This is a genomic window from Photobacterium leiognathi (assembly GCF_030685535.1).
Classification (GTDB): Bacteria; Pseudomonadota; Gammaproteobacteria; order Enterobacterales; family Vibrionaceae; genus Photobacterium; species Photobacterium leiognathi.
This window is the reverse complement of the sequence record NZ_CP131601.1, coordinates 181,900-208,597: the sequence shown is the minus strand read 5'-3', so window position 1 is coordinate 208,597 and position 26,698 is coordinate 181,900. Positions and strand designations below refer to the sequence as shown.

Annotated in this window: 22 protein-coding genes and 1 pseudogene; 16 read left to right on the top strand and 7 right to left on the bottom strand. The window is 43.9% G+C overall.

Annotated elements, in window-relative coordinates:
* Positions 1-39: 39 nt before the first annotated feature.
* The gene (ppc, locus tag Q7674_RS07805; RefSeq protein ID WP_305423478.1) at positions 40-2,670 is read left to right on the top strand and encodes a phosphoenolpyruvate carboxylase; all 2,631 of its coding nucleotides are present in this window, start codon (positions 40-42) and stop codon (positions 2,668-2,670) included.
* A 410-nt stretch (positions 2,671-3,080) separates the two neighbouring features.
* Complete coding sequence (locus tag Q7674_RS07800) at positions 3,081-3,647, top strand: PadR family transcriptional regulator (protein ID WP_023933797.1); 567 nt, start codon at positions 3,081-3,083, stop codon at positions 3,645-3,647.
* Between the two features lie 68 nt (positions 3,648-3,715).
* Here the strand turns inward: Q7674_RS07800 and Q7674_RS07795 are convergent, their stop codons facing one another.
* Both Q7674_RS07795 and Q7674_RS07790 read right to left on the bottom strand, forming a co-directional pair.
* Positions 3,716-6,130, bottom strand: a complete 2,415-nt coding sequence (locus Q7674_RS07795; protein ID WP_045063299.1) for a bifunctional aspartate kinase/homoserine dehydrogenase II — start codon at positions 6,128-6,130, stop codon at positions 3,716-3,718.
* Complete coding sequence (locus Q7674_RS07790; RefSeq protein ID WP_107229626.1) at positions 6,130-7,296, bottom strand: O-succinylhomoserine (thiol)-lyase; 1,167 nt, start codon at positions 7,294-7,296, stop codon at positions 6,130-6,132. The genes Q7674_RS07795 and Q7674_RS07790 overlap by 1 nt, the downstream gene beginning before the upstream one ends.
* Positions 7,297-7,594: 298 nt before the next feature.
* On the opposite strand from Q7674_RS07790, the gene metJ reads away from it, so the two are divergent.
* The gene (gene metJ / locus Q7674_RS07785) at positions 7,595-7,912 is read left to right on the top strand and encodes a met regulon transcriptional regulator MetJ (protein WP_008988139.1); all 318 of its coding nucleotides are present in this window, start codon (positions 7,595-7,597) and stop codon (positions 7,910-7,912) included.
* Positions 7,913-7,989: 77 nt separating this feature from the next.
* On the opposite strand, the pseudogene Q7674_RS07780 reads toward metJ, so the two are convergent.
* Positions 7,990-9,238 (bottom strand): annotated as a pseudogene (locus Q7674_RS07780) (malic enzyme-like NAD(P)-binding protein).
* Between the two features lie 216 nt (positions 9,239-9,454).
* A complete protein-coding gene (rpmE, locus tag Q7674_RS07775; RefSeq protein ID WP_008988141.1) occupies positions 9,455-9,667 on the bottom strand; it encodes a 50S ribosomal protein L31 in 213 nt (70 codons plus the stop codon).
* 267 nt (positions 9,668-9,934) lie between these two features.
* On the opposite strand from rpmE, the gene priA reads away from it, so the two are divergent.
* From priA to rraA, 7 genes are all read left to right on the top strand, one after another.
* Positions 9,935-12,136: a primosomal protein N' gene (gene priA, locus Q7674_RS07770; protein ID WP_305423475.1), complete on the top strand. Its 2,202-nt coding sequence runs from the start codon at positions 9,935-9,937 to the stop codon at positions 12,134-12,136.
* A gap of 206 nt (positions 12,137-12,342) precedes the next feature.
* A complete protein-coding gene (gene cytR / locus Q7674_RS07765; RefSeq protein ID WP_305423473.1) occupies positions 12,343-13,347 on the top strand; it encodes a DNA-binding transcriptional regulator CytR in 1,005 nt (334 codons plus the stop codon).
* 160 nt (positions 13,348-13,507) lie between these two features.
* Positions 13,508-14,230 (top strand): SPOR domain-containing protein, encoded by a 723-nt coding sequence (locus Q7674_RS07760; RefSeq protein WP_305423471.1) that lies wholly within the window; start codon positions 13,508-13,510, stop codon positions 14,228-14,230.
* Between the two features lie 182 nt (positions 14,231-14,412).
* Positions 14,413-14,940, top strand: a complete 528-nt coding sequence (gene hslV, locus Q7674_RS07755) for an ATP-dependent protease subunit HslV (RefSeq protein WP_305423469.1) — start codon at positions 14,413-14,415, stop codon at positions 14,938-14,940.
* Between the two features lie 10 nt (positions 14,941-14,950).
* Positions 14,951-16,282, top strand: a complete 1,332-nt coding sequence (hslU, locus tag Q7674_RS07750) for an ATP-dependent protease ATPase subunit HslU (RefSeq protein WP_305423467.1) — start codon at positions 14,951-14,953, stop codon at positions 16,280-16,282.
* 140 nt (positions 16,283-16,422) lie between these two features.
* Entirely contained in the window at positions 16,423-17,331 is a 909-nt protein-coding gene (locus Q7674_RS07745) for a 1,4-dihydroxy-2-naphthoate polyprenyltransferase (RefSeq protein WP_305423466.1), read from the top strand.
* Between the two features lie 126 nt (positions 17,332-17,457).
* Positions 17,458-17,943 (top strand): ribonuclease E activity regulator RraA, encoded by a 486-nt coding sequence (gene rraA, locus Q7674_RS07740; RefSeq protein ID WP_008988147.1) that lies wholly within the window; start codon positions 17,458-17,460, stop codon positions 17,941-17,943.
* A 100-nt stretch (positions 17,944-18,043) separates the two neighbouring features.
* Here rraA and zapB read toward each other — a convergent pair whose 3' ends face one another.
* Positions 18,044-18,286 (bottom strand): cell division protein ZapB, encoded by a 243-nt coding sequence (gene zapB / locus Q7674_RS07735; RefSeq protein WP_008988148.1) that lies wholly within the window; start codon positions 18,284-18,286, stop codon positions 18,044-18,046.
* Between the two features lie 545 nt (positions 18,287-18,831).
* On the opposite strand from zapB, the gene glpK reads away from it, so the two are divergent.
* From glpK to tpiA, 6 genes are all read left to right on the top strand, one after another.
* Positions 18,832-20,355 (top strand): glycerol kinase GlpK, encoded by a 1,524-nt coding sequence (gene glpK / locus Q7674_RS07730; RefSeq protein WP_305423464.1) that lies wholly within the window; start codon positions 18,832-18,834, stop codon positions 20,353-20,355.
* Between the two features lie 162 nt (positions 20,356-20,517).
* A complete protein-coding gene (gene glpX, locus Q7674_RS07725) occupies positions 20,518-21,525 on the top strand; it encodes a class II fructose-bisphosphatase (RefSeq protein WP_305423462.1) in 1,008 nt (335 codons plus the stop codon).
* Between the two features lie 165 nt (positions 21,526-21,690).
* Positions 21,691-22,311: a helix-turn-helix transcriptional regulator gene (locus tag Q7674_RS07720; protein WP_305423461.1), complete on the top strand. Its 621-nt coding sequence runs from the start codon at positions 21,691-21,693 to the stop codon at positions 22,309-22,311.
* 9 nt (positions 22,312-22,320) lie between these two features.
* A complete protein-coding gene (locus Q7674_RS07715) occupies positions 22,321-23,064 on the top strand; it encodes an FAD-binding oxidoreductase (protein ID WP_045063310.1) in 744 nt (247 codons plus the stop codon).
* A 141-nt stretch (positions 23,065-23,205) separates the two neighbouring features.
* Positions 23,206-23,544 (top strand): DUF3135 domain-containing protein, encoded by a 339-nt coding sequence (locus tag Q7674_RS07710; RefSeq protein WP_008988153.1) that lies wholly within the window; start codon positions 23,206-23,208, stop codon positions 23,542-23,544.
* Between the two features lie 183 nt (positions 23,545-23,727).
* Complete coding sequence (gene tpiA / locus Q7674_RS07705) at positions 23,728-24,498, top strand: triose-phosphate isomerase (RefSeq protein WP_008988154.1); 771 nt, start codon at positions 23,728-23,730, stop codon at positions 24,496-24,498.
* Between the two features lie 147 nt (positions 24,499-24,645).
* Here tpiA and pfkA read toward each other — a convergent pair whose 3' ends face one another.
* Both pfkA and Q7674_RS07695 read right to left on the bottom strand, forming a co-directional pair.
* Positions 24,646-25,608 carry a 6-phosphofructokinase gene (gene pfkA / locus Q7674_RS07700; RefSeq protein WP_023933815.1) on the bottom strand — a complete coding sequence of 321 codons (963 nt, stop codon included), beginning with the start codon at positions 25,606-25,608 and terminating at the stop codon, positions 24,646-24,648.
* Between the two features lie 469 nt (positions 25,609-26,077).
* Positions 26,078-26,545, bottom strand: a complete 468-nt coding sequence (locus Q7674_RS07695) for a Spy/CpxP family protein refolding chaperone (RefSeq protein WP_045063312.1) — start codon at positions 26,543-26,545, stop codon at positions 26,078-26,080.
* Positions 26,546-26,698: the final 153 nt, after the last annotated feature.

Sequence of the window (26,698 nt, the reverse complement as noted above, 5' to 3'; positions counted from 1 at the left end):
GATAAATTGGATGTAACAAAATTACGAGATGGATGCGATATGAATGAGAAATACAGCACGTTAAAAAGTAACGTAAGTATGTTGGGCCACTTGCTCGGCAATACCATAAAAACGGCACACGGTGACGAACTGTTAGATAAAGTCGAAACTATTCGTAAATTATCAAAATCAGCGCATTCTGGTAATGAAGAAGATCGTGAAAAGCTCATTGATGAGCTACAAAACTTACCAGACGATCAATTACTTCCCGTTGCTCGTGCATTTAGCCAATTCCTAAACCTCACGAATATTGCAGAGCAATACCACACCATTTCTCGCCAATGTGAAACCACATTATGTAGCCCTGGCGCACTCGACGAGTTATTCAATAAACTCAAAAATAATGATGTTAATCAGCTAGATTCTATCGAAGCGGTTCGTGAGCTGAATATCGATTTAGTATTAACCGCACACCCAACTGAAATTGCACGTCGTACCATGATCCACAAACTGGTACAGATCAACAAATGCCTATCTCAACTTGAATTAAGCGAATTATCAACGGCAGAGCGTGCACGTGTAGAGCAGCGTTTAGAGCAGTTGATTGCTCAGGCATGGCACTCAGATGTTATTCGTCAGCAACGCCCAACACCGCTCGATGAAGCGAAATGGGGCTACGCTGTGATTGAAAACTCACTATGGCAAGCAGTTCCTGAGTTCCTACGTCTATTTGATGAAAAGCTGCAACAGCATCTAGGTGAATCACTACCTCTTGATGCATCACCTGTGACTTTCTCATCATGGATGGGTGGTGACCGTGACGGTAACCCGTTTGTAACGTCAAATGTGACTCGCGAAGTACTGCTTCTTTCTCGTTGGAAAGCAGCCGATCTTTACCTGACTGATATTCAAGAGCTGATCAATGAGCTTTCCATGGTTCAGTGTAATGAGAAAGTGCGTGAATTAGCAGGCGAAGAGCATGAACCTTACCGTGCGATTTTAAAACAACTACGCACTAAACTAACCCATACTCGCGATAACCTTGACGCCAAAATCAAAGGTCAAAAGCCTGGTTCAGACATTCTGATCCAAGACGTTGAAGAGCTATGGGAACCGCTTCACGCTTGTTACCAATCGCTACATGAATGTGGCATGGCAATCATTGCCGATGGTCTACTGCTTGATACGCTTCGTCGCATTAAATGTTTTGGTGTTCACCTTGTTCGTCTTGATATTCGCCAAGAAAGCACTCGCCACTCAGATGTGATTTCTGAGCTAACCCGCTACCTAGGTTTAGGTGATTACGACCAATGGAGCGAGCAAGATAAAATTGCTTTCCTTGTGCGTGAGCTATCATCAAAACGTCCACTGCTTCCACGTGATTGGGAACCATCACCAGAAGTCAAAGAAGTGATTGAAACCTGTAAAGCGATCGCGGAACAATCTCGTGAAGCATTAGGCGCATACGTTATTTCAATGGCTCGTACGGCTTCTGATGTATTAGCAGTTCATTTATTACTACAAGAAGCAGGCTGCCCTTTCCGTATGGATGTGTGTCCATTATTCGAAACGCTAGATGACTTGAATAATGGTGCTGATGTTATTGAGCAACTTCTAAACATTGACTGGTACCGTGGCTTTATTCAAAACCACCAAATGGTCATGATCGGCTACTCTGACTCAGCTAAAGATGCTGGTGTGATGTCAGCAGGTTGGGCACAATACAGCGCAATGGAAAAGCTGGTTGATGTGTGTGAAAAAGCAGGCGTTGAAATTACCCTATTCCACGGTCGTGGCGGTAGTATCGGTCGTGGTGGTGCACCAGCCCATGCGGCACTATTATCACAGCCACCACGCAGCCTAAAAGGTGGTCTACGTGTGACCGAGCAAGGCGAAATGATCCGCTTTAAGCTTGGTTTACCTGAAGTAGCTATTAATAGCTTGAGTCTGTACGCAGGTGCAACACTAGAAGCAAACCTATTACCACCACCTGAGCCAAAACAAGAATGGCGCGATCTGATGGACTCACTATCAGAGATCTCTTGTGAAGCATACCGTAACGTTGTACGCGTTGATCCAGAGTTCGTCCCATACTTCCGTGCAGCAACACCTGAGCTTGAATTAGGTAAACTACCACTAGGTTCGCGCCCTGCAAAACGTAATCCACAAGGTGGCGTTGAAAGCTTACGTGCTATTCCATGGATTTTCGCATGGAGTCAGAACCGCTTACTACTGCCAGCATGGTTAGGTGCGGGTGAAGCGATTCAATACTCAATTGATAAAGGCCACGCTAAGTTGCTAGAAGATATGTGTCGTGAGTGGCTATTCTTCTCTACCCGTCTTGGTATGCTAGAAATGGTATACACCAAAACGAACTTAGGCATTACGAAGTACTATGATGAACGCCTAACTGATGAAGCACTATGGCCGCTAGGTCAAAAACTGCGTGATCAATTAGTGAAAGATATTAAAGCGGTACTAACGGTTGAAAATAACGATCACCTAATGGAACAAGACCCATGGGGCGCTGAGTCAATTCGTTTACGTAACATTTATGTTGAGCCTCTCAACATGCTTCAAGCTGAATTGCTATATCGAACTCGACAGCAGGAAGAACTGCCATCTGAGCTTGAAGAAGCATTAATGGTTACAATTGCAGGTATTGCAACTGGTATGCGTAACACTGGCTAAAATATAATGCTGATCACAAAGGGCCTTTTTAGGGCCCTTTTTTTTCAACTTATTTATCGATATGTTAAGAAAAATCTTTTTTGTCTCACTTATGATACAGCATTAGGTTTCTTAATAAGGCTATGATAGATGTACTTCGATATGAGCAAGAGTGAATATTTTTTGTTCGCTATTTGCTGCTAAAAGCATCACTCTTTCAATCGAAGTAAGGTCACAACATAAAAATTTTGCAAGCTCGTTTAACAGATAATTGATATTGAAGTATCGATAATGAGCGATTTAATGATATTGTATGCGGTCTCAATCAGACTATAACTTATTAAAGATTATCAATAAAAAACGCCATTACGAAGCGTATGTAATCAAGTCTGATTGTTATTTTTATTTGACGTATTTAACGGATAGAAGAGATGTCACTACCACACGTAATTTTAACCGTGCTGAGCAATCGAGAAGCAACGGGTTATGATATAACAAAAGAGTTTTCTCATAGCATTGGCTACTTTTGGAAAGCGAGCCACCAACAGGTGTATCGTGAACTAAATAAGATGGCTGCTAACGATCAAGTAACATGTCGCCTTGAGCCTCAAGAAGGCAAGCCGGATCGTAAAGTCTATGCAATCACAGATGCTGGTAGACAAGCGCTATTTAATTGGTTTGAAGAGCCTGCGCGTAATCCAACCACTCGCGATGAGTTTTCTGCAAAACTTCTCGTCTGCGGCGTTCATAATTCAGAGCCAATGCAAAAACAACTTGCTGCATTGATCGATGAATCACACACTCTGATCAGCCACTACAAAGAGCTAGAAAAAATCCATTTCAGCGATTACAAATCAATGGATCGCCAACAACGTCTAGATCGTCTAACGCTACGTCGTGGTTTACATAACCGCCAAGCATGGATTGACTGGGCTGAAGAAGTGCTGGCTGAACTAAAAGATATGGATAGTGATAATAGCGCTGTAGCCATTTACTAAGTGCATTATCCATCCCAAACAAAAAAGCCGCATTTTACTGCGGCTTTTTTATGCGCTAAATAAATAGATTAGAGTAAAGCAGCTAGTCGGTTGATATCAGAAAGCAGCGCTCCTGCCGTCACATCACGCCCCGCACCTGGGCCTCGGATCACTAATGGATTATCGCGATACCAATGACTTTCAATCGCAAAGATATTGTCGCAAGGCAGTAAATTCGCTAATGCATGCTCTTGAGCTAACGCTTCAACCCCTACATGGGCTTTACCGTGACGATCTAAGCGCGCCACATAACGTAGCACCTTCTCTTCTTCACGGGCACTTTCTAAACGCTCCGCCAAGATTTCATCCAGTAATCCTGCTTGCTCAAAGAACTGTTCGACAGATAACGATGCTAACTCTACAGGTACTAAGCTTTCCACTTTGACCTGCTCAGGCTCGATCTCTAAGCCAGATTCACGTGCGAGGATCACAAGTTTTCGCATCACATCACTGCCATCTAAATCATGACGAGGATCGGGCTCAGTTAAGCCTTGCTGCCACGCTTGCTCGACCAATTCAGAAAATGGCACGCTGCCATCATATTGCTGGAACAACCATGATAACGTCCCCGAAAAAATACCCGATACAGCAATGATCTGATCGCCACTTTCACGTAAATCACGAACGGTATGATTCACCGGAAGCCCAGCGCCCACGGTAGCGTTATAAAGCCAATGACGACTGCTTTTAGCAAAGGCGTCAATCACAGCATGGTAGTCTTGACTGCTTGCCGAGCCCGCCACTTTATTAGCAGAAATCAAATGTAAACCATGCTCGGCAATTTCAGGATAGCGCTTTGATAACTCACAACTTGCGGTCACATCAAGGACTATCACATCGTCATAATCGGCATTGCCAATTTGAGAAAAGAGCTCATCATCCCGATATTCTACCGCTTCTTGCTCAAATTGAGTTAATGCCAACTGTGGCTCAATGCCATCAAAATTAACCCATTGGCGGCGACTATCTAACACGCCGAACAAGGTAAAGCTAAGTCCATGGCGTTTTTCTAACGCTACTTTTTCACGCTCAAATAATTCCAGCCAACGACTACCAATATTCCCCTTACCGCATAGCACTAAACCAACACGCTTTTGCGCTTGAAATAACGCTTGGTGAATATCTTTCACTAATCGCTCAGTTTCAACCTGACGAAGTACCGCTACCAAACTTAACCCCGATTCTGCCTCAGTCATAAACTCTACAGGCAAACCTTTTAGTTGCTGATAAAAGCCATGACAATGAACAGGGTTATTAATCACCCCAGCGCCAACCGCAGCCACCATTGAAAATCCTTCTCGCAAACGGAGCTCGGCAGGTGTGCCACTGTCTTGCAGTAAATTAAGTACCCCGTTAACCACTTCGCGAGTATAAGCCAGCATAATGCGACCTTTACTCTGTTCAAGGCTCTGCGCTAATGGTGTTAATTGATGACGAGAAAGTAAACGTTCAAGCTCTTCTCTTACATGTTCCACATCCATGCCGCGTGGGACATCAACTTCAATTAAACACACATCATCGAGTGAAGAGACAATTTTCGCTCCACGCCCTGATGCCAGCACACGTTCAACACGGGTTGAGCCTGATTCTGGTTGATGGCTACAACGCAACATTAAATCAATCGCACTTTGTGCCACAGGCTGCAAAGTACGACTATGTAAAACAGGGGCAGCTAAACGCGCTAATTCACTGGCTTCATCCAACCTCAGTAATGGCAATAAACAAGCATCGTTTACTTTACGAGGGTCGGCACTATACACACCTGCTACATCGCTCCAGATCGTGACTTTCGCAACATCAGCTAATGCACCGATAATGGTCGCAGAATAATCTGAACCATTACGTCCAAGTAAGACCGTTTCACCTAGGGTATTTTGCGCCATGAAACCAGTGATCACGATGCGATGATGGCTGTGTTGCGCCAACTGTTGCTGCAGTAAAGGCTTTGATATTCGGCTATCTACTTCAGGCTGGGCTGCATGTTCAGCACGTAAAAATAATCGTGAGTCGACGTCCTTTGTCGCAAGATCGCGCTGGCTCAAGAGTGCTGCTAATAAACGAGCAGACCACACCTCACCAAAACCTTGAATCGTGCCGCGATCAGCAGGCGTAATAATATTTTCGCCATAACGGGCAATTGTTGCTAAATCATCATGTAACTGTTGGATCAATAGTTCAGCCGTTGGTTGAACAATTAAAGCTTCGATGAGTTGTTGCTGATAGCTGCGAAGCGACAACAAGGTTTCATGTGCTTGACGTCCATCTTTTTCTAGTTGCTCCAACCACAAGATTAATTGGTTGGTGGTTTTACCCGCCGCAGATACCACTATGAGATCATTACTATCTGAATACTCAGCGAGGATATCTGCTACTCGGCGATAGCACTCAGGATCAGCTAAGCTACTACCACCAAATTTATGTAATTGGCGTAATACTTGAGTCATTAATGTGCCTCCGCTGCGAGATGAAAGGCTTGCTCCAAATCAGCAACTAAGTCTCGAGGATCTTCTAAACCAACAGAAAGACGTAACAGTGAAGTAGAAATACCAGCTTCTGCTTGCGCTTCATCAGACATCGCACGATGAGTCATGCTTGATGGATGAGCAATTAAGCTCTCTGTTCCACCTAATGATTCTGCCAGTGAAAACAGTTTTAACTCTTTAACAAACACTTCCAACTGCGCTTGGCTACCCGCAAATTCAAAACTCATCATTGAGCCAAACCCTTTTTGCTGACGCTTGGCAATATCGTGTCCAGGGTGTGATGGCAAACTTGGGTGATAAATCGTCCCTACCATGGCTTGCTGTTGTAAATATTCCAGCACTGCCACACCATTTTCTTCATGCATTCTCATTCGTGGTGCTAACGTTCGTAGACCACGCAAGGTTAAGTAAGCATCAAATGGTGCACCAGTCGCACCAATACAGTTTGCCCACCATGCAATCGTCTCAGCCATTTCAGCATCTTTAGAGATCAAAACACCGCCAACCACATCGGAATGTCCGTTAAGGTATTTAGTCGTTGAATGCACAACAAAATCTGCACCTAATGAGATCGGCTGTTGCAGTAAAGGAGAAAGGAAGGTGTTATCGACAGCGACTAAGCAACCAACTTCTTTAGCTTGCTGGCACAGTGCGGCGATATCAACAACGCGCACTAGTGGGTTTGACGGGGTTTCCACCCAGATTAATTTCGGCTTTTTCGCTAACGCAGCAGCCAGTGCTTCTTGATCAGACTGATCGACAAACTCTACTTTAAAGTCGCCTTTATTAGCACGGGTATTAAATAAGCGGTAAGTACCGCCGTAACAATCATGCGGAGCCACAATTAAGTCATCAGGGCCAAGCAATGCTGTCACAAGTAAATTCATTGCCGCAGTACCACAACTGGTTACCACGCCACCAGCACCGCCTTCTAATTCACTTAATGCATCAGCCAACGTATTACGGGTTGGATTCCCTGAGCGAGAATAATCATATTGAGGCACTTCCCCAAAGGCAGGAAAACTATAGGTTGAGGTTAAATAAATCGGTGGGACGACAGCATGATACTGTGAATCACTATCAATACCCGTTCTCACTGCAATTGTCGCCAGTCGCTTATCACTCATAATAACATTCCTTGTCGGGGAGGCTTGATCCCAAATAATAAATTTATAACAACTTTAACCATTACAAAACAAGACGTCAACACATCTAGACGTCTATATGTCTTTGCTTATGGCGGTAAATCCCGCTAAAATTCAGCCATAACAAAAAAACAGTGCTCACCTTAGTGTTATTTTTCTGTTCAATACGGGACAAAACCGCGATGTTGACGTAATATCGCCGCCCTACAATCCCGTTGCTAACAGAGGGTGCCGCTCCTGTTACCACATCATTAACCCAATATCGCTGAGAAGGTAAAACATGGCTGAGTGGAATGGCGAATATATTAGCCCTTACGCAGAACACGGTAAGAAAAACGAACAAGTAAAGAAAATTACTGTTTCGATTCCATTGAAGGTACTTAAGATTCTTACTGATGAACGTACTCGTCGTCAGGTGAACAACCTACGCCACGCGACCAATAGTGAGCTACTTTGCGAAGCTTTCCTTCATGCTTACACTGGTCAACCATTACCAACGGATGACGATATTCGTAAAGATCGCCCAGATGATCTACCCGCAGAAGCGAAAGCGCTAATGGATGAAATGGGGATCAGCTACGACGACATTAATGAATAATTTCATTACTGACTATGTATACTAAAAAACCAGCCACATGGCTGGTTTTTTATTTATTAAAATAGCGAGTTGCTGCACTACACTTCCATATAGCCCATTGGCATTTCGATACGTGCAACACCTGAGTCAATTGCCGCTTGTGCCACCGCTTTTGCAACCCGAGGTAATAAACGCGGATCCATTGGCTTTGGAATAATGTACTCTCGACCAAATGCTAAGTGCGATACACCAGATGCATCCAATACTGATTGAGGCACTGGCTCTTTCGCTAATTCACGAATTGCATTTACCGCCGCCAACTTCATTTCGTCATTAATTTGGCTCGCACGCACATCTAATGCACCACGGAAAATAAACGGAAAACATAAAACATTATTCACCTGATTAGGATAATCAGAGCGCCCTGTTCCCATAATTAAATCTTGGCGAACTTGATGTGCCAGTGCTGGCTTAATTTCAGGATCTGGGTTTGAACACGCAAACACAATAGGATTTTCAGCCATCAATGCCAAAGCTTCAGGGGCTAATAAATCAGGGCCAGAAACACCCACAAAAATATCAGCGCCTGCAATCACATCTTCTAAGGTGCGCTTATCGGTATTATTGGCAAACAGCTGTTTGTATTCATTAATGTCATCACGACGGGTATGAATTACCCCTTTACGATCCAGCATGTAGATTTTCTCACGCTGCGCACCGCACTTAATGAGTAGCTCCATACAGGCAATTGCCGCAGCACCTGCGCCTAAGCAAACAATCACAGCTTCACCGATATCTTTGCCTTGAAGCTCTAAAGCGTTAAGCATACCAGCAGCCGTTACAATCGCTGTTCCATGCTGATCATCGTGAAAAACAGGCACATTACAGCGCTCAATTAAGCGTTGCTCGATCTCAAAACAGTCAGGCGCTTTAATATCTTCTAAGTTAATACCACCAAAGGTGTCGGCAATATTGGCAACAGTATCAACGAATTCATCAATCGTGCGGTGTTTCACTTCAATATCAATGGAATCAATCCCTGCAAAGCGTTTAAACAGCAGCGATTTTCCTTCCATCACAGGTTTTGAAGCCAACGGGCCTAAATTACCTAAACCTAAAATCGCAGTACCGTTCGTGATCACTGCAACCATGTTGCCTTTCGCTGTGTACTTATAGACGTTATCAGCATCTTGGGCGATTTCTCTGACCGGCTCAGCCACGCCTGGACTATAAGCCAGAGCAAGATCATCAACCGTATTGGCTAAGCTTAGTCAGTTCAACAGAAATTTTCCCAGGAACAGGAAGTGAATGGTAATCGAGAGCTTGTTGACGGAAGTCTTCAGACATAGTGATATTTGAGCCTCAGCGCTGACATTTATAATGGCAAACTACATGCGTAATTCGTATTTGTTATTAAATAATATGCCATTAAATATCAATTTCCCAGCTCATGAAGAACAAGATTGATACATTTAAGTCACAGTTATACCAAGGGTATTTTTTAAAGACATAAAAAAAGGGATGCTTACGCATCCCTTTTTTCTAAATTCATCTGGCAAATTATTACTTGCTAGAAAGCGCACCGAAACGCTTGTTGAATTTGTCGATACGACCACCAGAGCTAACTTGACGTTGCTTACCAGTGTAGAATGGGTGACACTTGTCGCATACATCAAGGTTGATGTCTTTACCCATAGTAGAGTTAAATACGAAAGTGTTGCCACAAGAACAACGTGCGTTTACTGCTGTGTACTCTGGGTGAATACCTTGTTTCATGGGATAACCTCAAAATTAAGGCCGTGTCGCTCTCCCGATCCAAAGCCGGGCACCACACGTCGTTAAAAAATATCTTGCCACATTATGCGACAAATCAGGCGGCGTATAATAATCAATCATCTCACGGAGATCAACAGAGAGAGGGCTTTTAAGCGCTGTATTTCTTCTCTAATCTTAGACAACTTACCCTTCTCGTTCTTAACAAGGCTTATCGAGTTTCACTCGGTCTGGTATTATTTAGCACACGCTCAATGACTGCAGTAGATTATGATCCCAAACATCGCCCGTGTGGCTCTTCCTGTTCCGCTAGATAAAACCTTTGATTATCTAATTAAATCTGATGACATGCCTGTGATCGGAGGACGTGTACAGGTACCATTTGGTCGCCAGCGATTAATCGGGATTGTTACTGCACTTACCGATCATTCCGACTTTCCACTCGAGCAGCTAAAACCAGTACAAAAAGTTATTGATAAAACACCGCTGTGGATGCCGCCATTATTCGACTTACTTAAATGGGCAAGCCAATACTACCAATACCCGCTCGGTGACACCCTCGCTAATGCTATGCCTGCGCTGCTGCGTAAAGGACGTGAAGCGTCACAAGCGACATTAAAATTTTGGGCACTGACTGAAGCAGGTAAAGCACAGCCGCTTAATGGTTTAACCCGTGCCCCAAAGCAAGCCCAACTTCTGCGTTTATTGCAAAATGGATCAGTGAGCCATGACAGCTTATTAAATGAAGAAGTCAGCTCAGCAACATTAAAAGCCGTGAGTAATAAAGGCTGGATTGTCGAACAACAACAGCAACAAAAAGATAAGAACTGGCACCAGCATTTTGCTGTAACAGAAGAAAAACCACGCCTTAATGAAGAGCAAGCCTTAGCGATTGCCACTGTTAACAGTAATCCTGATTTTGGTTGTTATCTGCTTGAAGGTGTCACAGGCTCAGGCAAAACCGAAGTCTACCTTAACTTATTAGAGCCCGTTCTGGCAGCGGGTAAACAAGCCCTTATTCTAGTGCCAGAAATCGGCTTAACCCCACAGACGATTAACCGCTTTCGTCGTCGCTTCAATGTGCCACTAGAGACGGTACACTCAGGACTAAACGACAGCGAGCGTATGGCAGCATGGCTCGCTGGTCGTGATAACCAAGCGGGGATCATCATCGGTACTCGCTCAGCGTTATTCACGCCGTTTGCTAATTTGGGCATCATCATTGTCGATGAAGAGCATGACCCCTCTTACAAGCAACAAGATAGCCTGCGTTACCATGCTCGCGATTTAGCCGTGATGCGTGCCAACAAAGAAAATATTCCAGTTGTATTAGGCTCTGCAACGCCAGCGCTGGAAACTTTACATAATGCGAAAACCGACAAATACCACCATTTACACCTGACTAAGCGTGCGGGCAATGCCCAACTGGCGCGTCATGGTGTCATCGATGTCAAAGGCTTATACCTTGATGCGGGATTGTCTGCACCACTGATTGCTGAAATGCGAAAGCACTTGAACGCAGGTAATCAAGTGATGTTATTTCTCAATCGCAGGGGTTTCTCGCCTGCGATGATGTGTCACGAATGTGGCTGGATCGCCGAATGTACTCGTTGTGATGCTTACTACACTCTGCATCAACAATCGGGGGAATTGCGCTGTCACCACTGTGCAACACAGCGCCCTATCATGCCGCAATGTGAGCAATGTGGTTCGACACAATTATTACCCGTCGGTGTCGGTACTGAGCAGCTTGAAAATCAATTAGCAACATTATTTCCTGAATACAAAACTGTACGTATTGATCGCGATAGCACACGTCGTAAAGGTGCTTTAGAGAACTACCTTGAAGCGATTAAAAATAACGAATACCAAATTCTGATCGGCACTCAGATGCTGGCAAAAGGTCACCACTTTCCAAATGTCACATTGGTCGCTTTAATTGATGTTGATAGTGCACTGTTCAGTAATGATTTTCGTGCTTCTGAGCGTTTAGCACAGCTCTTTATTCAAGTGGCGGGACGTGCCGGACGTGCAAGCAAACCCGGTGAAGTGTTATTACAAACTCACCACCCTGATCATCTGCTTTTACAATCACTACTGCATAAAGGCTATGGCGTGTTCTCGCAAGCAGCATTAACCGAGCGCAAACAAGCCATGCTGCCTCCTTACACTCATCTAGTGTTAGTACGAGCAGAAGCCAATGACAGCGACACCGTATGCCAGTTATTACAGCAAATTCGTGGGATCTTTGAATCTAGCCCAGTCTACGATCAGGACTGCTGCGTTTTAGGCCCTAACCCTGCACCACTGGCTCGCCGTGCTGGTCGTTATCGTTGGCAATTGATTTTACAAACTCCAAATCGCAAAGCATTACAGCAAATTTTAAGTATTGCGAAGCCTGCTATCCAATTGTTACCGTTAGCAAAAAAGGTACGTTGGTCGATTGATGTTGAGCCTCAGGATTTAACTTAAAACCAACAATGCGACGAGGCTCACATAGCGAATGTAATTAATGCTAATTGGAGCATGTTTAATCCTATTCATACATTCTACAATATGAATAGTATTGACTGATTTCAGTCAGTTACTGCTTAGCTGGTACTCATCATTGTCCCTTTGACATCGAATAACCAGCCGCACAAATAAGAGAGATATAGATAAAAAAAGAGGAAAGCAATATGGCGACAATGAAGGATGTTGCCCAGCTAGCTTGTGTCTCAACTGCAACGGTTTCCCGTGCATTGATGAACCCGGAAAAAGTATCTGCATCAACCCGTAAAAAGGTTGAGCAGGCTGTCATGGAAGCTGGCTATTCACCAAACTCACTCGCGCGTAATTTACGTCGCAACGAGTCAAAAACTATCGTAACTATCGTTCCAGACATTTGTGACCCTTACTTCACTGAAATTATTCGCGGTATTGAAGAAGCTGCAATGGAGTATGGTTACTTAGTATTACTTGGTGATAGTGGTCAACAGAAAAAACGTGAAAATTCATTCGTGAATCTCGTTTTCACCAAACAAGCTGATGGCATGCTACTGCTCGGTACCGATCTACCTTTCGATGTCAGTAAGCCAGAGCAGAAGAACCTGCCACCATTAGTGATGGCATGTGAATATGCGCCAGAGCTTGAATTGCCGACTATCCATATTGATAACCTCACCGCAGCCTTTGAAGCGGTTAATTATCTGACTCAAATGGGTCATAAGCGTATCGCGCAAATTACTGGTCCCGATCAAGCACCATTATCTCAATTTCGTCATCAAGGCTATCAACAAGCCTTACGTCGTGGCGGCATTACCCTAAATCCGGCTTATACCGTCAAAGGTGACTTTACCTTTGCTGCAGGTGCCCGTGCGGTAACGGCGCTATTATCACTGCCTGAGCCACCAACCGCCCTGTTCTGTCATTCCGATGTGATGGCTATTGGTGCCATGCAACAAGCAAAACGTTTAGGTCTGCGTGTACCGCAAGATATCTCTATCGTTGGCTTTGATGATATCCAATTTGCAGAATACTGCGATCCACCATTAACTACCGTTTCTCAGCCTCGTTACGAAATCGGTCGCCAAGCCATGCTAATGCTGCTTGAAGTACTCAAAGGCAAAGAAGTTCAAGCGGGATCTCGTTTGCTTGATGCCAAGTTAGTGATCCGTGAAAGTGCAGCGCCACCATCACGCTAGTAGTAAAAAGGACTGTGAGCTTATGAAATAACCATAAGTTCACAGTTTTTGCACGCTCTTGACCTTAACCCTTGCTTTATTAGTGATAAAAACTAGTCAGTATCATTCCAAATTTGTAACATAGAGGCTTATCCTTCTCTCAACGTATTTGTCTATCATCGTGGTCACTAAAGATTATGTAAAACGCGGACGCTCGCCGAAACCTGCAAATAAGAAAAGTAGTCCTAGTCGTAAAAAAGCCCCAGCGCCTTCTGGTTTTCCTACCAAATGGGCCGTTACCGCTGTTGTTTTAGTGTTTGGACTGATCTCTGGTTTATTCTTCCTATCTGGTACTGATGTTCCTGAGAAACCAGCACCTAAAGATGACATTCCGACAATTGTGAAACCACAACCTGTCGATGAAGTGAAAAAACCAGTGCAAAAAGAAGTGTTACCGCCAAAACCGGAAGAGAAATGGCGCTACATTAATGAGCTGGAAAACAAAAAAGTTATCGTTCCGGACGACTTAGAGAACCAACGTGTTCAACCTGTTAAAAAAGAGCCTGAACATAAGCCTACTCCGGCTAAGAAAACAGAATCTGCACAGAAACCCGCAGAAAAAGTTGTCGAGAAAAAGGCTGCTGAGAAAAAAGCTGAGCCTGTATCGACTGTACGTTACGTGTTGCAATGTGGCGCTTACCGTAAAAAGTCTCAAGCAGATGAGCGTAAAGCACAAATTGCATTCCAAGGCCTAAACAGCCAGCTAAAAGTCAGCAATGATGCAAAAGGCACTTGGTACCGTGTGGTATTAGGCCCTTACTCTCAAAAGAGCAGTGCTGAAAAAGACAAAGCGAAGCTACAAAGTAGCGGTGTCTCCCCTTGCGGTATTTGGCATTGGGAATAACGCGCTAGTTTCTCTCTCATCACTAGAAGGACGTGCTTAGGTACGTCCTTTTTTTGTGTGTTTCTCACGTAATAATCATGACCAATTCACAGTTAATACTTGAAAAGCCCTTCCGTCATCCCCAGATCTTTTAACATTAACGATACCGGCTATGCTTGCGCAGAACCAGAGAGGTTTACCCCGTGACAACTATTGTATCTGTACGTCGAAACGGAAAAGTCGTGATTGCTGGTGACGGCCAAGTTTCACTTGGTAATACAGTAATGAAAGGCAACGCACGTAAAGTTCGCCGTCTATATAACAATAAAGTACTGGCAGGTTTTGCTGGCGGTACCGCTGATGCATTTACATTATTCGAGCGTTTTGAGCGTAAGCTTGAGATGCACCAAGGTCATCTTCTTAAATCAGCTGTAGAGCTTGCGAAAGATTGGCGTACTGACCGCGCCCTACGTAAGCTAGAAGCACTGCTTGCTGTTGCTGATGAAACCTGCTCTTTAATTATCACAGGTAACGGTGATGTGGTTCAGCCTGAACACGATCTGATTGCGATTGGCTCTGGTGGTAACTTCGCCCAAGCAGCAGCCACTGCACTACTAGAAAATACAGATCTAGGTGCCCGTGAAATCGCAGAAAAAGCCCTAAATATTGCTGGTGATATTTGTGTGTTCACTAACCACAATCACACCATTGAAGAACTAGAAACTAAGTAAGGAAGTTGTAATGTCTGAGATGACTCCTCGCGAAATCGTCCATGAGTTAGACCGTCACATCATCGGTCAAGACAAAGCGAAGCGTGCTGTTGCTATTGCACTACGTAACCGCTGGCGTCGCATGCAACTTCCAGAAGAGTTGCGTGTAGAAGTCACACCAAAAAACATTCTAATGATTGGTCCAACCTGTGTGGGTAAAACTGAAATTGCTCGCCGTTTAGCAAAACTTGCAAATGCACCTTTCATTAAAGTAGAAGCAACAAAATTCACCGAAGTGGGTTATGTTGGTAAAGAAGTTGAAACCATCATCCGTGACTTAACGGATGTGGCTGTAAAAATGACCCATCAGCAAGCGACGGAAAAAGTACGTTTCCGCGCTGAAGAGTTAGCAGAAGAGCGTATTCTTGATGTGCTACTACCACCAGCACGCGATGCTTGGGGTCAAAATGAAGCCAGCGAAAGCGAATCTTCTACTCGTCAATCTTTCCGTAAGAAATTACGTGAAGGTAAGCTAGACGATAAAGAAATTGAAATGGATATTGCTGCCCCACAAATGGGTGTAGAGATCATGGCGCCTCCTGGTATGGAAGAAATGACCAACCAGCTGCAGGGCATGTTCCAAAACTTAGCAGGCAATACCACTAAAAAGCGCAAGATGAAGATCAAAGATGCGCTAAAAGCAGCAACTGAAGAAGAAGCGGCAAAACTGGTTAACCAAGAAGAGCTAAAAGAGCAAGCAATCCATTCGGTTGAAAACAACGGCATCGTATTTATCGATGAGATTGATAAGATCTGTAAGCGTGGCGAATCTTCAGGCCCAGATGTTTCTCGTGAAGGTGTACAACGTGACCTACTACCATTAGTAGAAGGCAGCACAGTGTCAACCAAGCACGGCATGGTTAAAACTGACCACATTCTATTTGTGGCATCAGGTGCATTCCAAGTCGCTAAACCATCTGACTTGATCCCAGAGCTTCAAGGCCGTCTTCCTATTCGTGTTGAATTAGAAGCGCTAACCAGCAACGACTTCAAACGCATTCTAACTGAGCCAAATGCCTCTCTAACTGAGCAGTATAAAGCATTAATGGCAACAGAATCCGTTGAAATTGAATTCTCAACTGATGGTATCGATAGCCTAGCCGATGCTGCATGGCAGGTGAATGAGCGTACAGAGAACATTGGTGCTCGTCGTCTTCACACTGTGATGGAGCGTCTAATGGAAGAGATCTCTTACGATGCGAGCGAGAAATCAGGGGAGAAATTCACGATTGATGCAGCATACGTGAAAGAGCGTCTTGGCGAGTTCGTACAAGATGAAGATCTAAGCCGTTTTATTCTTTAACAAAACCGCCATGACGATACAAAAAACGGTGCCCTGCTGCACCGTTTTTTTATTCTAAAATGACTATTCATAGGATAAATTTGCGCACTGTAGAATTTTAGCCATAATAGCAATCCACTCATTATTTAAGTATATAGATTATGAAATCATCTTCTTCACTCGCAGTTTGGTTAGATGCTGCAAGACCAAAAACCTTGCCTCTAGCCATCGCATCGATTGTGTGCGGTAGCGCGGTGGCAGGATGGCATGGAAGTTTTTCTGCTCTAGTTGCAGCGCTCGCTTTATTAACCGCCCTTTTGCTGCAAATCCTTTCTAACCTCGCCAACGATTATGGCGATGCGGTGAAAGGTACAGATAACGATGACCGTTTAGGACCTCAGCGCGCTATCCAGTCAGGTTTAGTTACCCCACAAGCCATGCGTAACGCTATGATCGTCAATATCATTTTTACAGCCATCAGTGGTTTATCACTGATTTTTATCGCCTGTAATAATCCTCACGACATCATTGGCTTCATGCTATTAGGCGTACTCGCCATCATCGCATCTATCGCTTATACCGTGGGGAATAAGCCTTACGGATACCGTGGTTTAGGCGATTTATCTGTGTTGATCTTCTTTGGTTGGCTTGGCGTTGCGGGTACTTATTACTTACAAGCAGGCAGTATTGATTCAGTGATCATGCTACCGACTACCGCTTGTGGTTTATTGGCTGTTGGCGTTTTAAACATTAATAATCTACGTGATATTGATAATGACCGCGCTTGTGGCAAGCAAACGTTAGTCGTACGTATGGGACCGGAATGGGGTCGTAAATATCACCTATTTCTATTATCCGCGAGTATTGTTTGTTTGACACTTTTTGCGCTTTTCGAAACCAAGTCATTGTTTGGCTGGCTGTTTGTACTGAGCGTGCCATTGCTTTATAAACACGGTAAAGCCGTTTACCTCTCAAAAGACGGTGCTGAGCTTCGACCTATGATGGCAACCATGGTCAAATGTGCCCTGCTCACTAATTTATTGTTTGCTATCGGGATCATCTTGTCATAATTCATTGTTGCGAATTGCAATGACAGATCAAGTGGTTATAATTTCATCAAGGCTCAACGTGTTATGTAATACTGATGAGCCTTGCTAATTTTCATTCATTTCCTTCGTCAAATAAGAAGCCCGCTTATGGAATACAATACTTCTGAACTGTGTGATATCTATCTCGAACAAGTTGATGTCGTTGAACCAATGTTCAGCTCTTACGGTGGCCGCAGCTCCTTTGGCGGACAAATTACTACGGTAAAATGCTTTGAAGATAACGGGGTTATCCGTGAAGTATTAGAGCAACCGGGTGCTGGTCGTGTGTTATTAGTCGATGGTGGCGGTTCGCTACGCCGTGCGTTAATCGATATTGATTTAGCCCATCTTGCACAAGAAAATGAATGGGAAGGCTTGATTGTCTATGGCTGCGTTCGCCATGTGGATGAGCTTGATGAGTTAGATTTAGGTATCCAAGCCTTAGCTTCTATCCCTGTTGGTGCAGATCAACGTGATATTGGTGAAGTGGATGTTGCTGTGAACTTTGGTGGCGTGACCTTCTTACCTGAAGATCATATCTATGCTGATAATACTGGCGTTATTCTTTCGCCAGAGCCATTAGATATCGACTAACCGAAGATCAACCGCAAGATAAAATTACGGCCCGGTATGTTGTCGTTCCTGAAAACAACATACCAAGCCGAAAACCGAAACAGATAAACTGAAATCAGTATTATTCTACGTGTTCCATTTTGCCAAGCAGTGTGCGAACACGCTCTTGCCATGCATTGTGATCGTTACGTAGTTTGTCATTTTCTTCAGCTAGACCTTGGCGACCGTTACGTAGCTCTTGTGCTTCCATCGCTAGGTTTTCATTCTTTTCTTTTAGCTCGTCAATTTCCATTTGTAGGATAGAAATTGTATCAATTGCCATCTGAACTTTGGCTTCTAGTTGTTCTAACATTTCAAGAGACATATTGTTTACCTGATCTAAGCCCGTATGCAGCGTTAATCATTAAGTGCCTACGAGCGGGTTAAATTCATTCTTGCCTATTCTAGCGAGGCAACGAGTATCTGGCATCCACAATTCTAATGCTTTTGGGCAAACGGATGAAAATCACACAAGTCTGATATGATTTTTGCAAAGTGGACCGACATATTCGTCCACTCAGACAACCAAATAAAGTGAGAAGTTCATTTTTTAATGGGTTACCTTGCCTTTTCTTGCCTTATTACCTGTCAAAAAATGACTAATGAGCACGTCATCGTGTCATCAAATATCCTGCACTCTATTTATATCGTAATTTGTGCACCCTGTTTAGACCCAATCTCACTAATCACGCGATTTTTATCATCATAGCTCTGCGACAATTGTTCGCTTTCCGCTTACGCTCCTCTGTCAGAATGATTTAAAATCCTCATCTTCTAAACATTCGCGATTGTTGATAAACGCGTAACGCTTTAAAAATAAAGCTATCTTTATAGTTAGCGATAACAAGAATAAACAGCAAGGATCCCACCATGACGGCTGAACGAAAGTATATTATTGCACTGGATCAAGGCACCACCAGCTCACGAACGGTGGTACTGGATCATGATGCAAATATCATTTGTTCATCACAGCGAGAATTTAGCCAAATCTACCCTAAGGCAGGTTGGGTTGAGCACGATCCTCTGGAAATTTATGCGACACAATACTCCACCATGACCGAAGCGTTAGCCCACGCGGGGATCCAAACTGATCAGGTGGCAGCCATTGGTATCACCAACCAACGTGAAACCACCATTGTCTGGAATAAGAAAACCGGCAAACCCGTTTATAACGCCATTGTGTGGCAATGCCGCCGAACAGCAGAGATCTGCGAAGAGCTAAAAGAGCAAGGGCTAGAAGATTACGTACAAGACAATACCGGACTTGTGATCGACCCTTACTTCTCAGGTACCAAAATCAAATGGATCCTTGATAACGTTACAGGGGCGCGTGAACAAGCAGAAGCGGGTAATCTTCTATTTGGTACTGTTGATACTTGGCTAATTTGGAAAATGACCCAAGGCCGTGTCCATGTTACCGATTACACCAATGCGTCACGCACCATGCTATTTAATATCAATAGCCTTGAGTGGGATCTACATTTACTCGACACTTTAAATATCCCGCTATCGATGATGCCGAAAGTGAAACCATCATCAGAAGTCTACGGTAAAACCAATATCGGTGGTAAAGGTGGCACACGTATTCCCATTGCTGGTATCGCAGGCGATCAACAAGCCGCACTGTTTGGACAAATCTGTGTTTCTCCCGGTCAGGCCAAAAATACCTACGGTACAGGCTGCTTTTTATTGATGAATACCGCAGAAGAAAAAATCAGCTCAGAGCACGGTTTGCTTACCACTTTAGCCTGTGGCCCGAAAGGTGATGTCGCTTACGCCTTAGAAGGTGCAGTATTTATGGGCGGCGCCTCCATTCAGTGGTTACGCGATGAGATGAAACTGCTGCATGATGCCAGTGAATCAGAAGCCTTAGCGCTTAAAGTCGGCTCTGCCAATGGGGTTTACATTGTGCCAGCCTTTACCTGTTTAGGTGCGCCTTATTGGGATCCTTATGCTCGTGGCACCATTGTCGGTTTAACCCGAGGCGTCAATGCTAACCATATCATTCGCGCCACATTGGAAAGCATTGCTTATCAAACCCGTGATGTTTTAGATGCCATGCAAGCAGACTCGAATATTGCGCTTGATGCCCTATACGTTGACGGTGGCGCAGTCGCGAATAACTTCTTAATGCAATTCCAAGCCGATATTCTTGCTACCGAAGTCCATCGCCCAATAGTCACCGAGGTAACAGCATTAGGCGCAGCTTACCTTGCAGGACTTGCGATTGGCTTTTGGCAAAGCATTGATGAATTGCAGCATAAAGCTCAACTCGATCGCCAATTTATTCCTTGCCAAGATGAGGCAAAACGTCAGCGCCGTTACCGTGGTTGGCAACGCGCGGTAGAGTGTGCCAAAGGCTGGGCACTCGATGAAGAAACCAACATTGATTAACCCCTTACCACCAAGCCGATACTTCCGTGTCGGCTTTCTTGTTTAAATGCCACTAAGATCATTGAAACTAAGCTTGATGTATTTTGCGCAATCGTTTCACTACCGCTTGTGGTAAAATCCGCCCAGTTTAATTACCTACTCGATTTTATATCTGGAGTTCTCATGAAACGCGATTTAGCAATGGCATTCTCACGTGTTACGGAAGGCGCTGCTCTTGCTGGCTACAAATGGCTGGGCCGTGGTGATAAAAACGCTGCAGACAACGCAGCCGTTGAAGTAATGCGCATCCTTCTCAACCAAACAGAGATCAGTGGTGAAATCGTAATTGGTGAAGGTGAGATTGATGAAGCGCCAATGCTCTACATTGGTGAAAAAGTCGGTTTTGGCGGTGACGAAGTCGATATTGCAGTCGACCCTATTGAAGGCACTCGCATGACGGCAATGGGTCAAAACAATGCACTTGCGGTACTGGCTGCAGGTGAAAAAGGGAGCTTTCTAAAAGCCCCAGACATGTACATGGAAAAGTTAGTTGTCGGCCCTTGTGCTAAAGGCGTAATTGATCTTGATAAACCATTGGCTGATAACTTAACAACCATTGCTCAAGCTCTAGGTAAATCACTGCAAGATCTTGTAGTGATCACTCTTGCGAAACCTCGCCACGATGATGTTATCAAACAAATGCAAGACATGGGCGTTCGCGTTTTTGCTGTACCTGATGGCGATGTTGCAGCATCAATCTTAACGTGTATGCCTGATAGCGAAGTTGACGTGATGTACTGTATTGGTGGCGCACCAGAAGGTGTCGTATCAGCGGCTGCTATCCGTGCCCTTGGTGGTGATATGCAAGCACGTCTGCTACCTCGTCATGAAGTAAAAGGTGACAGTGAAGAAAACCGTCAATTGGGTGAAATGGAGATTCGTCGCTGCCATGAAATGGGGATCGAACCTCGTACCCTACTTCGTATCGAAGACATGGCAAAAAGCGATAATGTAATTTTCGCAGGAACAGGTATTACCAAAGGCGATTTACTTGAAGGCATTCACCGTCAAGGCAATATCGCAACCACAGAAACCCTGCTGATCCGAGGTCAATGCCGTACTATCCGTCGCATTAAATCGACACACTACCTCGATCGTAAGGATGATGTTGTGAAGCCTCACATTATCTAATCGCACTTCTTTATTCTGTTAAAAAGCGTACTTCGGTACGCTTTTTCTCCCTCTTATCTCAATGCTAAGAAGCAAAATCCTCACCAATCATTAGAATTGTAAAGTGATTGCTTTATTTAATAAGCTGATCCCATAATATCTAGAAAGATAAGTATGTAGGTAGCTATGAAAACCATCGAAAAAATTCTCTATCACCTAAAAAGTGAAGGACCTGTCACAGCCAAAGTGCTTGCTGAAAAGTTTGAGCTCACCACCATGGGTATCCGCCAGCATTTACAAGGTTTAGAAGAAGATGGGTTAGTGGATTTTACCGATGTAAAAGTCAAAGTCGGTCGTCCAACCAGACACTGGCAGCTAACAGAGAAAGGGCATCGACGCTTTGCTGATCGCCACCATGATTTAGCCGTACATATGTTAGAGTCAGTGGAAGATCTGTTTGGTAAAGCCTGTCTTGATCAAGTAATAGCAAAACGCGAACAACAGACCTATTTACATTATCAACAAGCACTATCGTCGTGTGAAAACCTCGACGACAAGCTTGCACGCCTTGCCCAATTACGTGCTCAAGACGGGTATATGGCAGAGCTTATCACCACCGAAAATGGCTACACCTTAGTTGAGAACCACTGTCCTATTTGTCGAGCAGCACAGCATTGCCCTACATTATGCCAATCAGAGCTGACTGTCTTTCAACGTTTATTGGGAGATGACGTCAGTATCGAACGTCAAGAGCATATTATCTCAGGTCAACGGCGCTGCACTTATCGAATAACATTATCGAATTAGGAGGCCATTATGGCTGATTGGATTCCTGCTCAAGTTATTGCAAATCGCCATTGGAATAATGACTTATTCAGTTTGTCACTACAGGCAAACATTGAACCCTTCAAAGCCGGGCAATTTACCAAGCTCGGTTTAGAAATTGATGGGCAAATGATCCAACGGGCCTATTCGTTTGTTAACCCTCCTCAACAGCCAGTAATAGATATTTATGCCACTCGGGTAAGCGAAGGGCTACTCTCACCGCGATTACATGCATTAACCGCTGGCGATACCGTATTTATCTCTGCCCGTGCCAATGGCTTCTTTACCTTAGATGAAGTACCACAAGGAGATCACCTTTGGTTACTGGCAACTGGTACTGCAATTGGCCCTTATCTATCGATTCTACGCCAAGGCGATGTCTGGCATCGTTTTCGCAAAATAGTACTCATTCATGCAGTACGCTTTGCTGCCGATCTCAGCTATCAAGCAGAAATCACTCAACTCAAACAACAATACGGTGATCAGCTTATTGTGCAGCCTTTTGTTAGCCGAGAGCCTTCACCTCTGTGTTTAACCGGACGCATTCCTCAAGCCATTGCTGATGGGCAACTTGAACGCCACGTCGGCCTGACATTACAACCAGAGCAGAGCCAAATTATGATCTGTGGTAATCCCGAAATGGTAAGAGACACCAAGCAAGTACTCGAAGCGCGAGGGTTTATAAAGAACTTACGCCGTAAACCAGGGCAAATTACTATGGAGCATTACTGGTAATAAATTATCGATCTAAATCTGTATCAGATAGGAGATATTTACACATGAAATGTGTACTTATCTCTTATCAATCTCAGCCCTAAGACACACACCATACGATCCTCTTATATAATGAAAGTAGTTGCATTATTGGAGTTGATTATGGAGACGTTACCTGATTTTGATGTAATGGCAAAACTGGCACAAGACGATCCAGAAAAGTTTGAACAACTACGCCAACAATTAATTGAAGAAACCATTAATCAAGCCAATAGCGGTATGCAGCCGCGGCTTAAAGCGCAACAAAGTCACATCGACTTAATCATCAGCCGTGGTAAAAACCCACTCCATACCACCATGCTGCTTCGTGATGAATTGCAACGCCAACTTGCCCGTTTCGCCCAAACCCTCCAACAACCTAGCGCCCAAGAAAACGCAGTGATCACCCCTATCTCTTCCCATCCAAAACAATTAGATAATGCAGATAAAAGCTCTCTTTAAAGCGCCTCTCGCAAGAAATTAACTATATTTTGAAATAATTTGAAATTATGAGTTCACTTTTTGCCTTGAAAAAGGTACAACCGAGCTCATTAATGATTTTGGACAGTAAAAATGAACCATTCTTGGTATATTTTTACTAAATCAAGTTAAGTTAATTACATCATTTAAATTTGGAGAAAAGCTATGCGCCATCCTGTGGTTATGGGTAACTGGAAGCTAAACGGTAGCAAGGAAATGGTCTCTGGCCTTATCAAAGGTCTTGATGCAGCACTTAACGGTGTTGAAGGTGTTGATGTAGCAATCGCTCCACCAGTAATGTACTTGGATCTAGCAGAGCAGCTACTAAGCAAAGCTAACAGCAAAATCATCCTAGGCTCACAAAACGTTGATCTACACAACAACGGTGCATTCACAGGTGATATATCTCCTGCAATGCTTAAAGAATTCGGTGCTAGCCACATCATCATCGGTCACTCTGAGCGTCGTGAATACCACAACGAATCAGACGAGTTCGTAGCTAAGAAATTCGCATTCCTAAAAGAAAACGGCCTAACACCTGTACTATGTATCGGTGAGTCAGAAGCACAAAACGAAGCAGGCGAAACTGTTGCTGTATGTGCTCGTCAAATCGACGCTGTTATCAACACTCAAGGTGTTGAAGCACTAAACGGTGCAATCATCGCTTACGAACCAATCTGGGCTATCGGTACTGGTAAAGCAGCAACTGCTGACGATGCACAACGCATCCACGCTGCTATCCGTGCTCACATCGCTGAGAAGAGTGAAGAAGTAGCTAAGAACGTTGTTATCCAATACGGCGGTTCTGTTAAGCCTGAAAACGCAGCTGCATACTTCGCACAACCAGACATCGACGGTGCTCTAGTTGGTGGCGCAGCACTTGATGCTGAAAGCTTCGCAGCTATCGCTAAAGCAGCAGCTGAAGCGAAAAACTAATCATTCTTTTTGATTAGCCTAAGAGGTCACCTACGGGTGGCCTTTTTGTTTTTACCGCCAAATAAATCCTATCCTTTACCAATATTCAGACAATAAAAAAGGCCGATAATCATCGACCTTTTCTTTCATCACACAGTAAGTAGTCTATTAGAATAGCTTCTCAGCAAGTTCGTATAGATCGTTACGTACTGGACGACGCATATTTTCAATTGCATCAATGATATCGTGGTGAACCAGCTTTTCACACTGAATACCCACACAACGACCACCTTCACCTTGCTGAAGAAGATCGACTGCGTATGCACCCATGCGAGATGCTAACACGCGGTCAAATGCTGTTGGTTGACCACCACGTTGAATGTGACCAAGTACTGTTGCACGAGTCTCACGACCTGTTTCTTTTTCAATGTACTTAGCGAGTTCATTCACGTCAGTCATCAGCTCAGTAATCGCGATAATTGCGTGTTTCTTACCTTTAGCAATACCTTCGTGGATATGCTTAAGTAGTTTTTCTTTATCTAGGCCAGTTTCAGGCGTGATGATGTACTCACAACCACCAGCAATCGCAGACATTAGCGTTAGATCACCACAGTGGCGCCCCATCACTTCTACGATAGAAATACGTTGGTGTGAAGATGATGTATCACGTAAACGGTCAATTGCATCGATAACTGTGTTCATTGCTGTCATGTAACCGATAGTGTAATCAGTACCTGCAACGTCATTATCGATAGTGCCAGGAAGACCGATACATGGATAACCCATCTCAGTTAACTTCTTCGCACCCATGTACGAGCCGTCACCACCAATTACTACTAACGCGTCAATGCCGTGCAGTTTTAGGTTCTCAATCGCTTTTTCACGAACTTCCACTTCACGGAATTCAGGAAAACGCGCAGAGCCTAGGAATGTACCACCTTTGTTGATCACATCAGATACACTTTTACGATCTAGCTTTTCGATACAGTTGTTATAAAGACCTTGGTAGCCATCATAAATACCGTAAACTTCTAGACCTTCAGTCAACGCTGCACGAACTACGCCGCGAACCGCTGCATTCATACCAGGTGCGTCACCACCACTGGTCAAAACACCAATCTTCTTAATCATGGTTACCCTCTGACTTTGGGAATTGAAAAATCAAATCCGACACGATATACCGAGGTTCCCCTACTCGATATTACAGCGCGATAGGCTGTACGTGTAAAAACTGAAACTTTCCTACTTATATAGGAGTATTACAATTTCGATAAAAAATTTTGTTGATTCATATCACGCCAGACTAGGATTCCAACAAGCTTATTTTTACACAGAAACTAACGTTATCTCTTTCATTCTCAACTGACATTACTACATTATCAGTCCGTTTTTATTCGTGTACTTGCTGATCCAAATGCCTATGCTGTGTTCAATATCACGCAGTATAGCCGTTTTATGGTGACAATTAATAACAAAACCTACGAGAAAATACGATCGTCGTGATGATTTTTTTATGAAAGCATGATCACTTATGCTGAAAATCAAAAAAAGCCATAACAGATGTTATGGCTTTTTTATTTTATATATTTACATCAAATACTCACTGCGCTTTTTTCTCAAGCTTCATAAAGTGTTTCTCTGCTTGCTGTTGTTTTAATTCAGCAAATTTCACTTTTTGTGCAGGGGTTAAGATATTCAGCATTTGGTGACGTTGCTTTAATCGCTCAACACGGTGCTCTGCCTGTTTCTCAGACATACGCTCAACCAGTTGACGTACTGCTTGCTCATCAAAATTATCCGCCAATACTAATTTTTCTAGTGCTTTATGATCTGCCTGCATTTCACTGCGGTTAGTTAAACGTTCTGCTTTCATCGTTTCACGATTGTGCTCACGCAGCGCTTTCATTTCAGACTTTTGTGCATCGGTTAGCTCTAACTGTTTAAAAAGACTACGCTCACCATGATGCCCTTTCATACCATGTGAATTTGGGGCTGCAAATGCTGACATTGAACCTAATACCATTGGTACTGCAATCGCCATCATCATTGTTTTCTTGAACATCTTCATGCTTATCTCTCCAGTTATTAGGGGGCGGCAAGCTATGCCGTTTGCTTGGTAGTAATAATAACGGCTAGCAAGTAAAGCGCTGTCGAGTAAACGTAAAGCTAAGTAAAGCTATTACAGGGAAACTTGGCGTTAAGGCTGACATTAGCGATACTA

What these genes read in the sequence shown, in the direction of transcription:
- ppc (WP_305423478.1), top strand. Translation starts at nt 40, where the DNA reads ATGAATGAGAAATACAGCACGTTAAAAAGTAACGTAAGTATGTTGGGC.
- Q7674_RS07800 (WP_023933797.1), top strand. Translation starts at nt 3,081, where the DNA reads ATGTCACTACCACACGTAATTTTAACCGTGCTGAGCAATCGAGAAGCA.
- Q7674_RS07795 (WP_045063299.1), bottom strand. Translation starts at nt 6,130, where the DNA reads ATGACTCAAGTATTACGCCAATTACATAAATTTGGTGGTAGTAGCTTA.
- Q7674_RS07790 (WP_107229626.1), bottom strand. Translation starts at nt 7,296, where the DNA reads ATGAGTGATAAGCGACTGGCGACAATTGCAGTGAGAACGGGTATTGAT.
- metJ (WP_008988139.1), top strand. Translation starts at nt 7,595, where the DNA reads ATGGCTGAGTGGAATGGCGAATATATTAGCCCTTACGCAGAACACGGT.
- rpmE (WP_008988141.1), bottom strand. Translation starts at nt 9,667, where the DNA reads ATGAAACAAGGTATTCACCCAGAGTACACAGCAGTAAACGCACGTTGT.
- priA (WP_305423475.1), top strand. Translation starts at nt 9,935, where the DNA reads ATGATCCCAAACATCGCCCGTGTGGCTCTTCCTGTTCCGCTAGATAAA.
- cytR (WP_305423473.1), top strand. Translation starts at nt 12,343, where the DNA reads ATGGCGACAATGAAGGATGTTGCCCAGCTAGCTTGTGTCTCAACTGCA.
- hslU (WP_305423467.1), top strand. Translation starts at nt 14,951, where the DNA reads ATGTCTGAGATGACTCCTCGCGAAATCGTCCATGAGTTAGACCGTCAC.
- Q7674_RS07745 (WP_305423466.1), top strand. Translation starts at nt 16,423, where the DNA reads ATGAAATCATCTTCTTCACTCGCAGTTTGGTTAGATGCTGCAAGACCA.
- rraA (WP_008988147.1), top strand. Translation starts at nt 17,458, where the DNA reads ATGGAATACAATACTTCTGAACTGTGTGATATCTATCTCGAACAAGTT.
- zapB (WP_008988148.1), bottom strand. Translation starts at nt 18,286, where the DNA reads ATGTCTCTTGAAATGTTAGAACAACTAGAAGCCAAAGTTCAGATGGCA.
- glpK (WP_305423464.1), top strand. Translation starts at nt 18,832, where the DNA reads ATGACGGCTGAACGAAAGTATATTATTGCACTGGATCAAGGCACCACC.
- glpX (WP_305423462.1), top strand. Translation starts at nt 20,518, where the DNA reads ATGAAACGCGATTTAGCAATGGCATTCTCACGTGTTACGGAAGGCGCT.
- Q7674_RS07720 (WP_305423461.1), top strand. Translation starts at nt 21,691, where the DNA reads ATGAAAACCATCGAAAAAATTCTCTATCACCTAAAAAGTGAAGGACCT.
- Q7674_RS07715 (WP_045063310.1), top strand. Translation starts at nt 22,321, where the DNA reads ATGGCTGATTGGATTCCTGCTCAAGTTATTGCAAATCGCCATTGGAAT.
- Q7674_RS07710 (WP_008988153.1), top strand. Translation starts at nt 23,206, where the DNA reads ATGGAGACGTTACCTGATTTTGATGTAATGGCAAAACTGGCACAAGAC.
- tpiA (WP_008988154.1), top strand. Translation starts at nt 23,728, where the DNA reads ATGCGCCATCCTGTGGTTATGGGTAACTGGAAGCTAAACGGTAGCAAG.
- pfkA (WP_023933815.1), bottom strand. Translation starts at nt 25,608, where the DNA reads ATGATTAAGAAGATTGGTGTTTTGACCAGTGGTGGTGACGCACCTGGT.
- Q7674_RS07695 (WP_045063312.1), bottom strand. Translation starts at nt 26,545, where the DNA reads ATGAAGATGTTCAAGAAAACAATGATGATGGCGATTGCAGTACCAATG.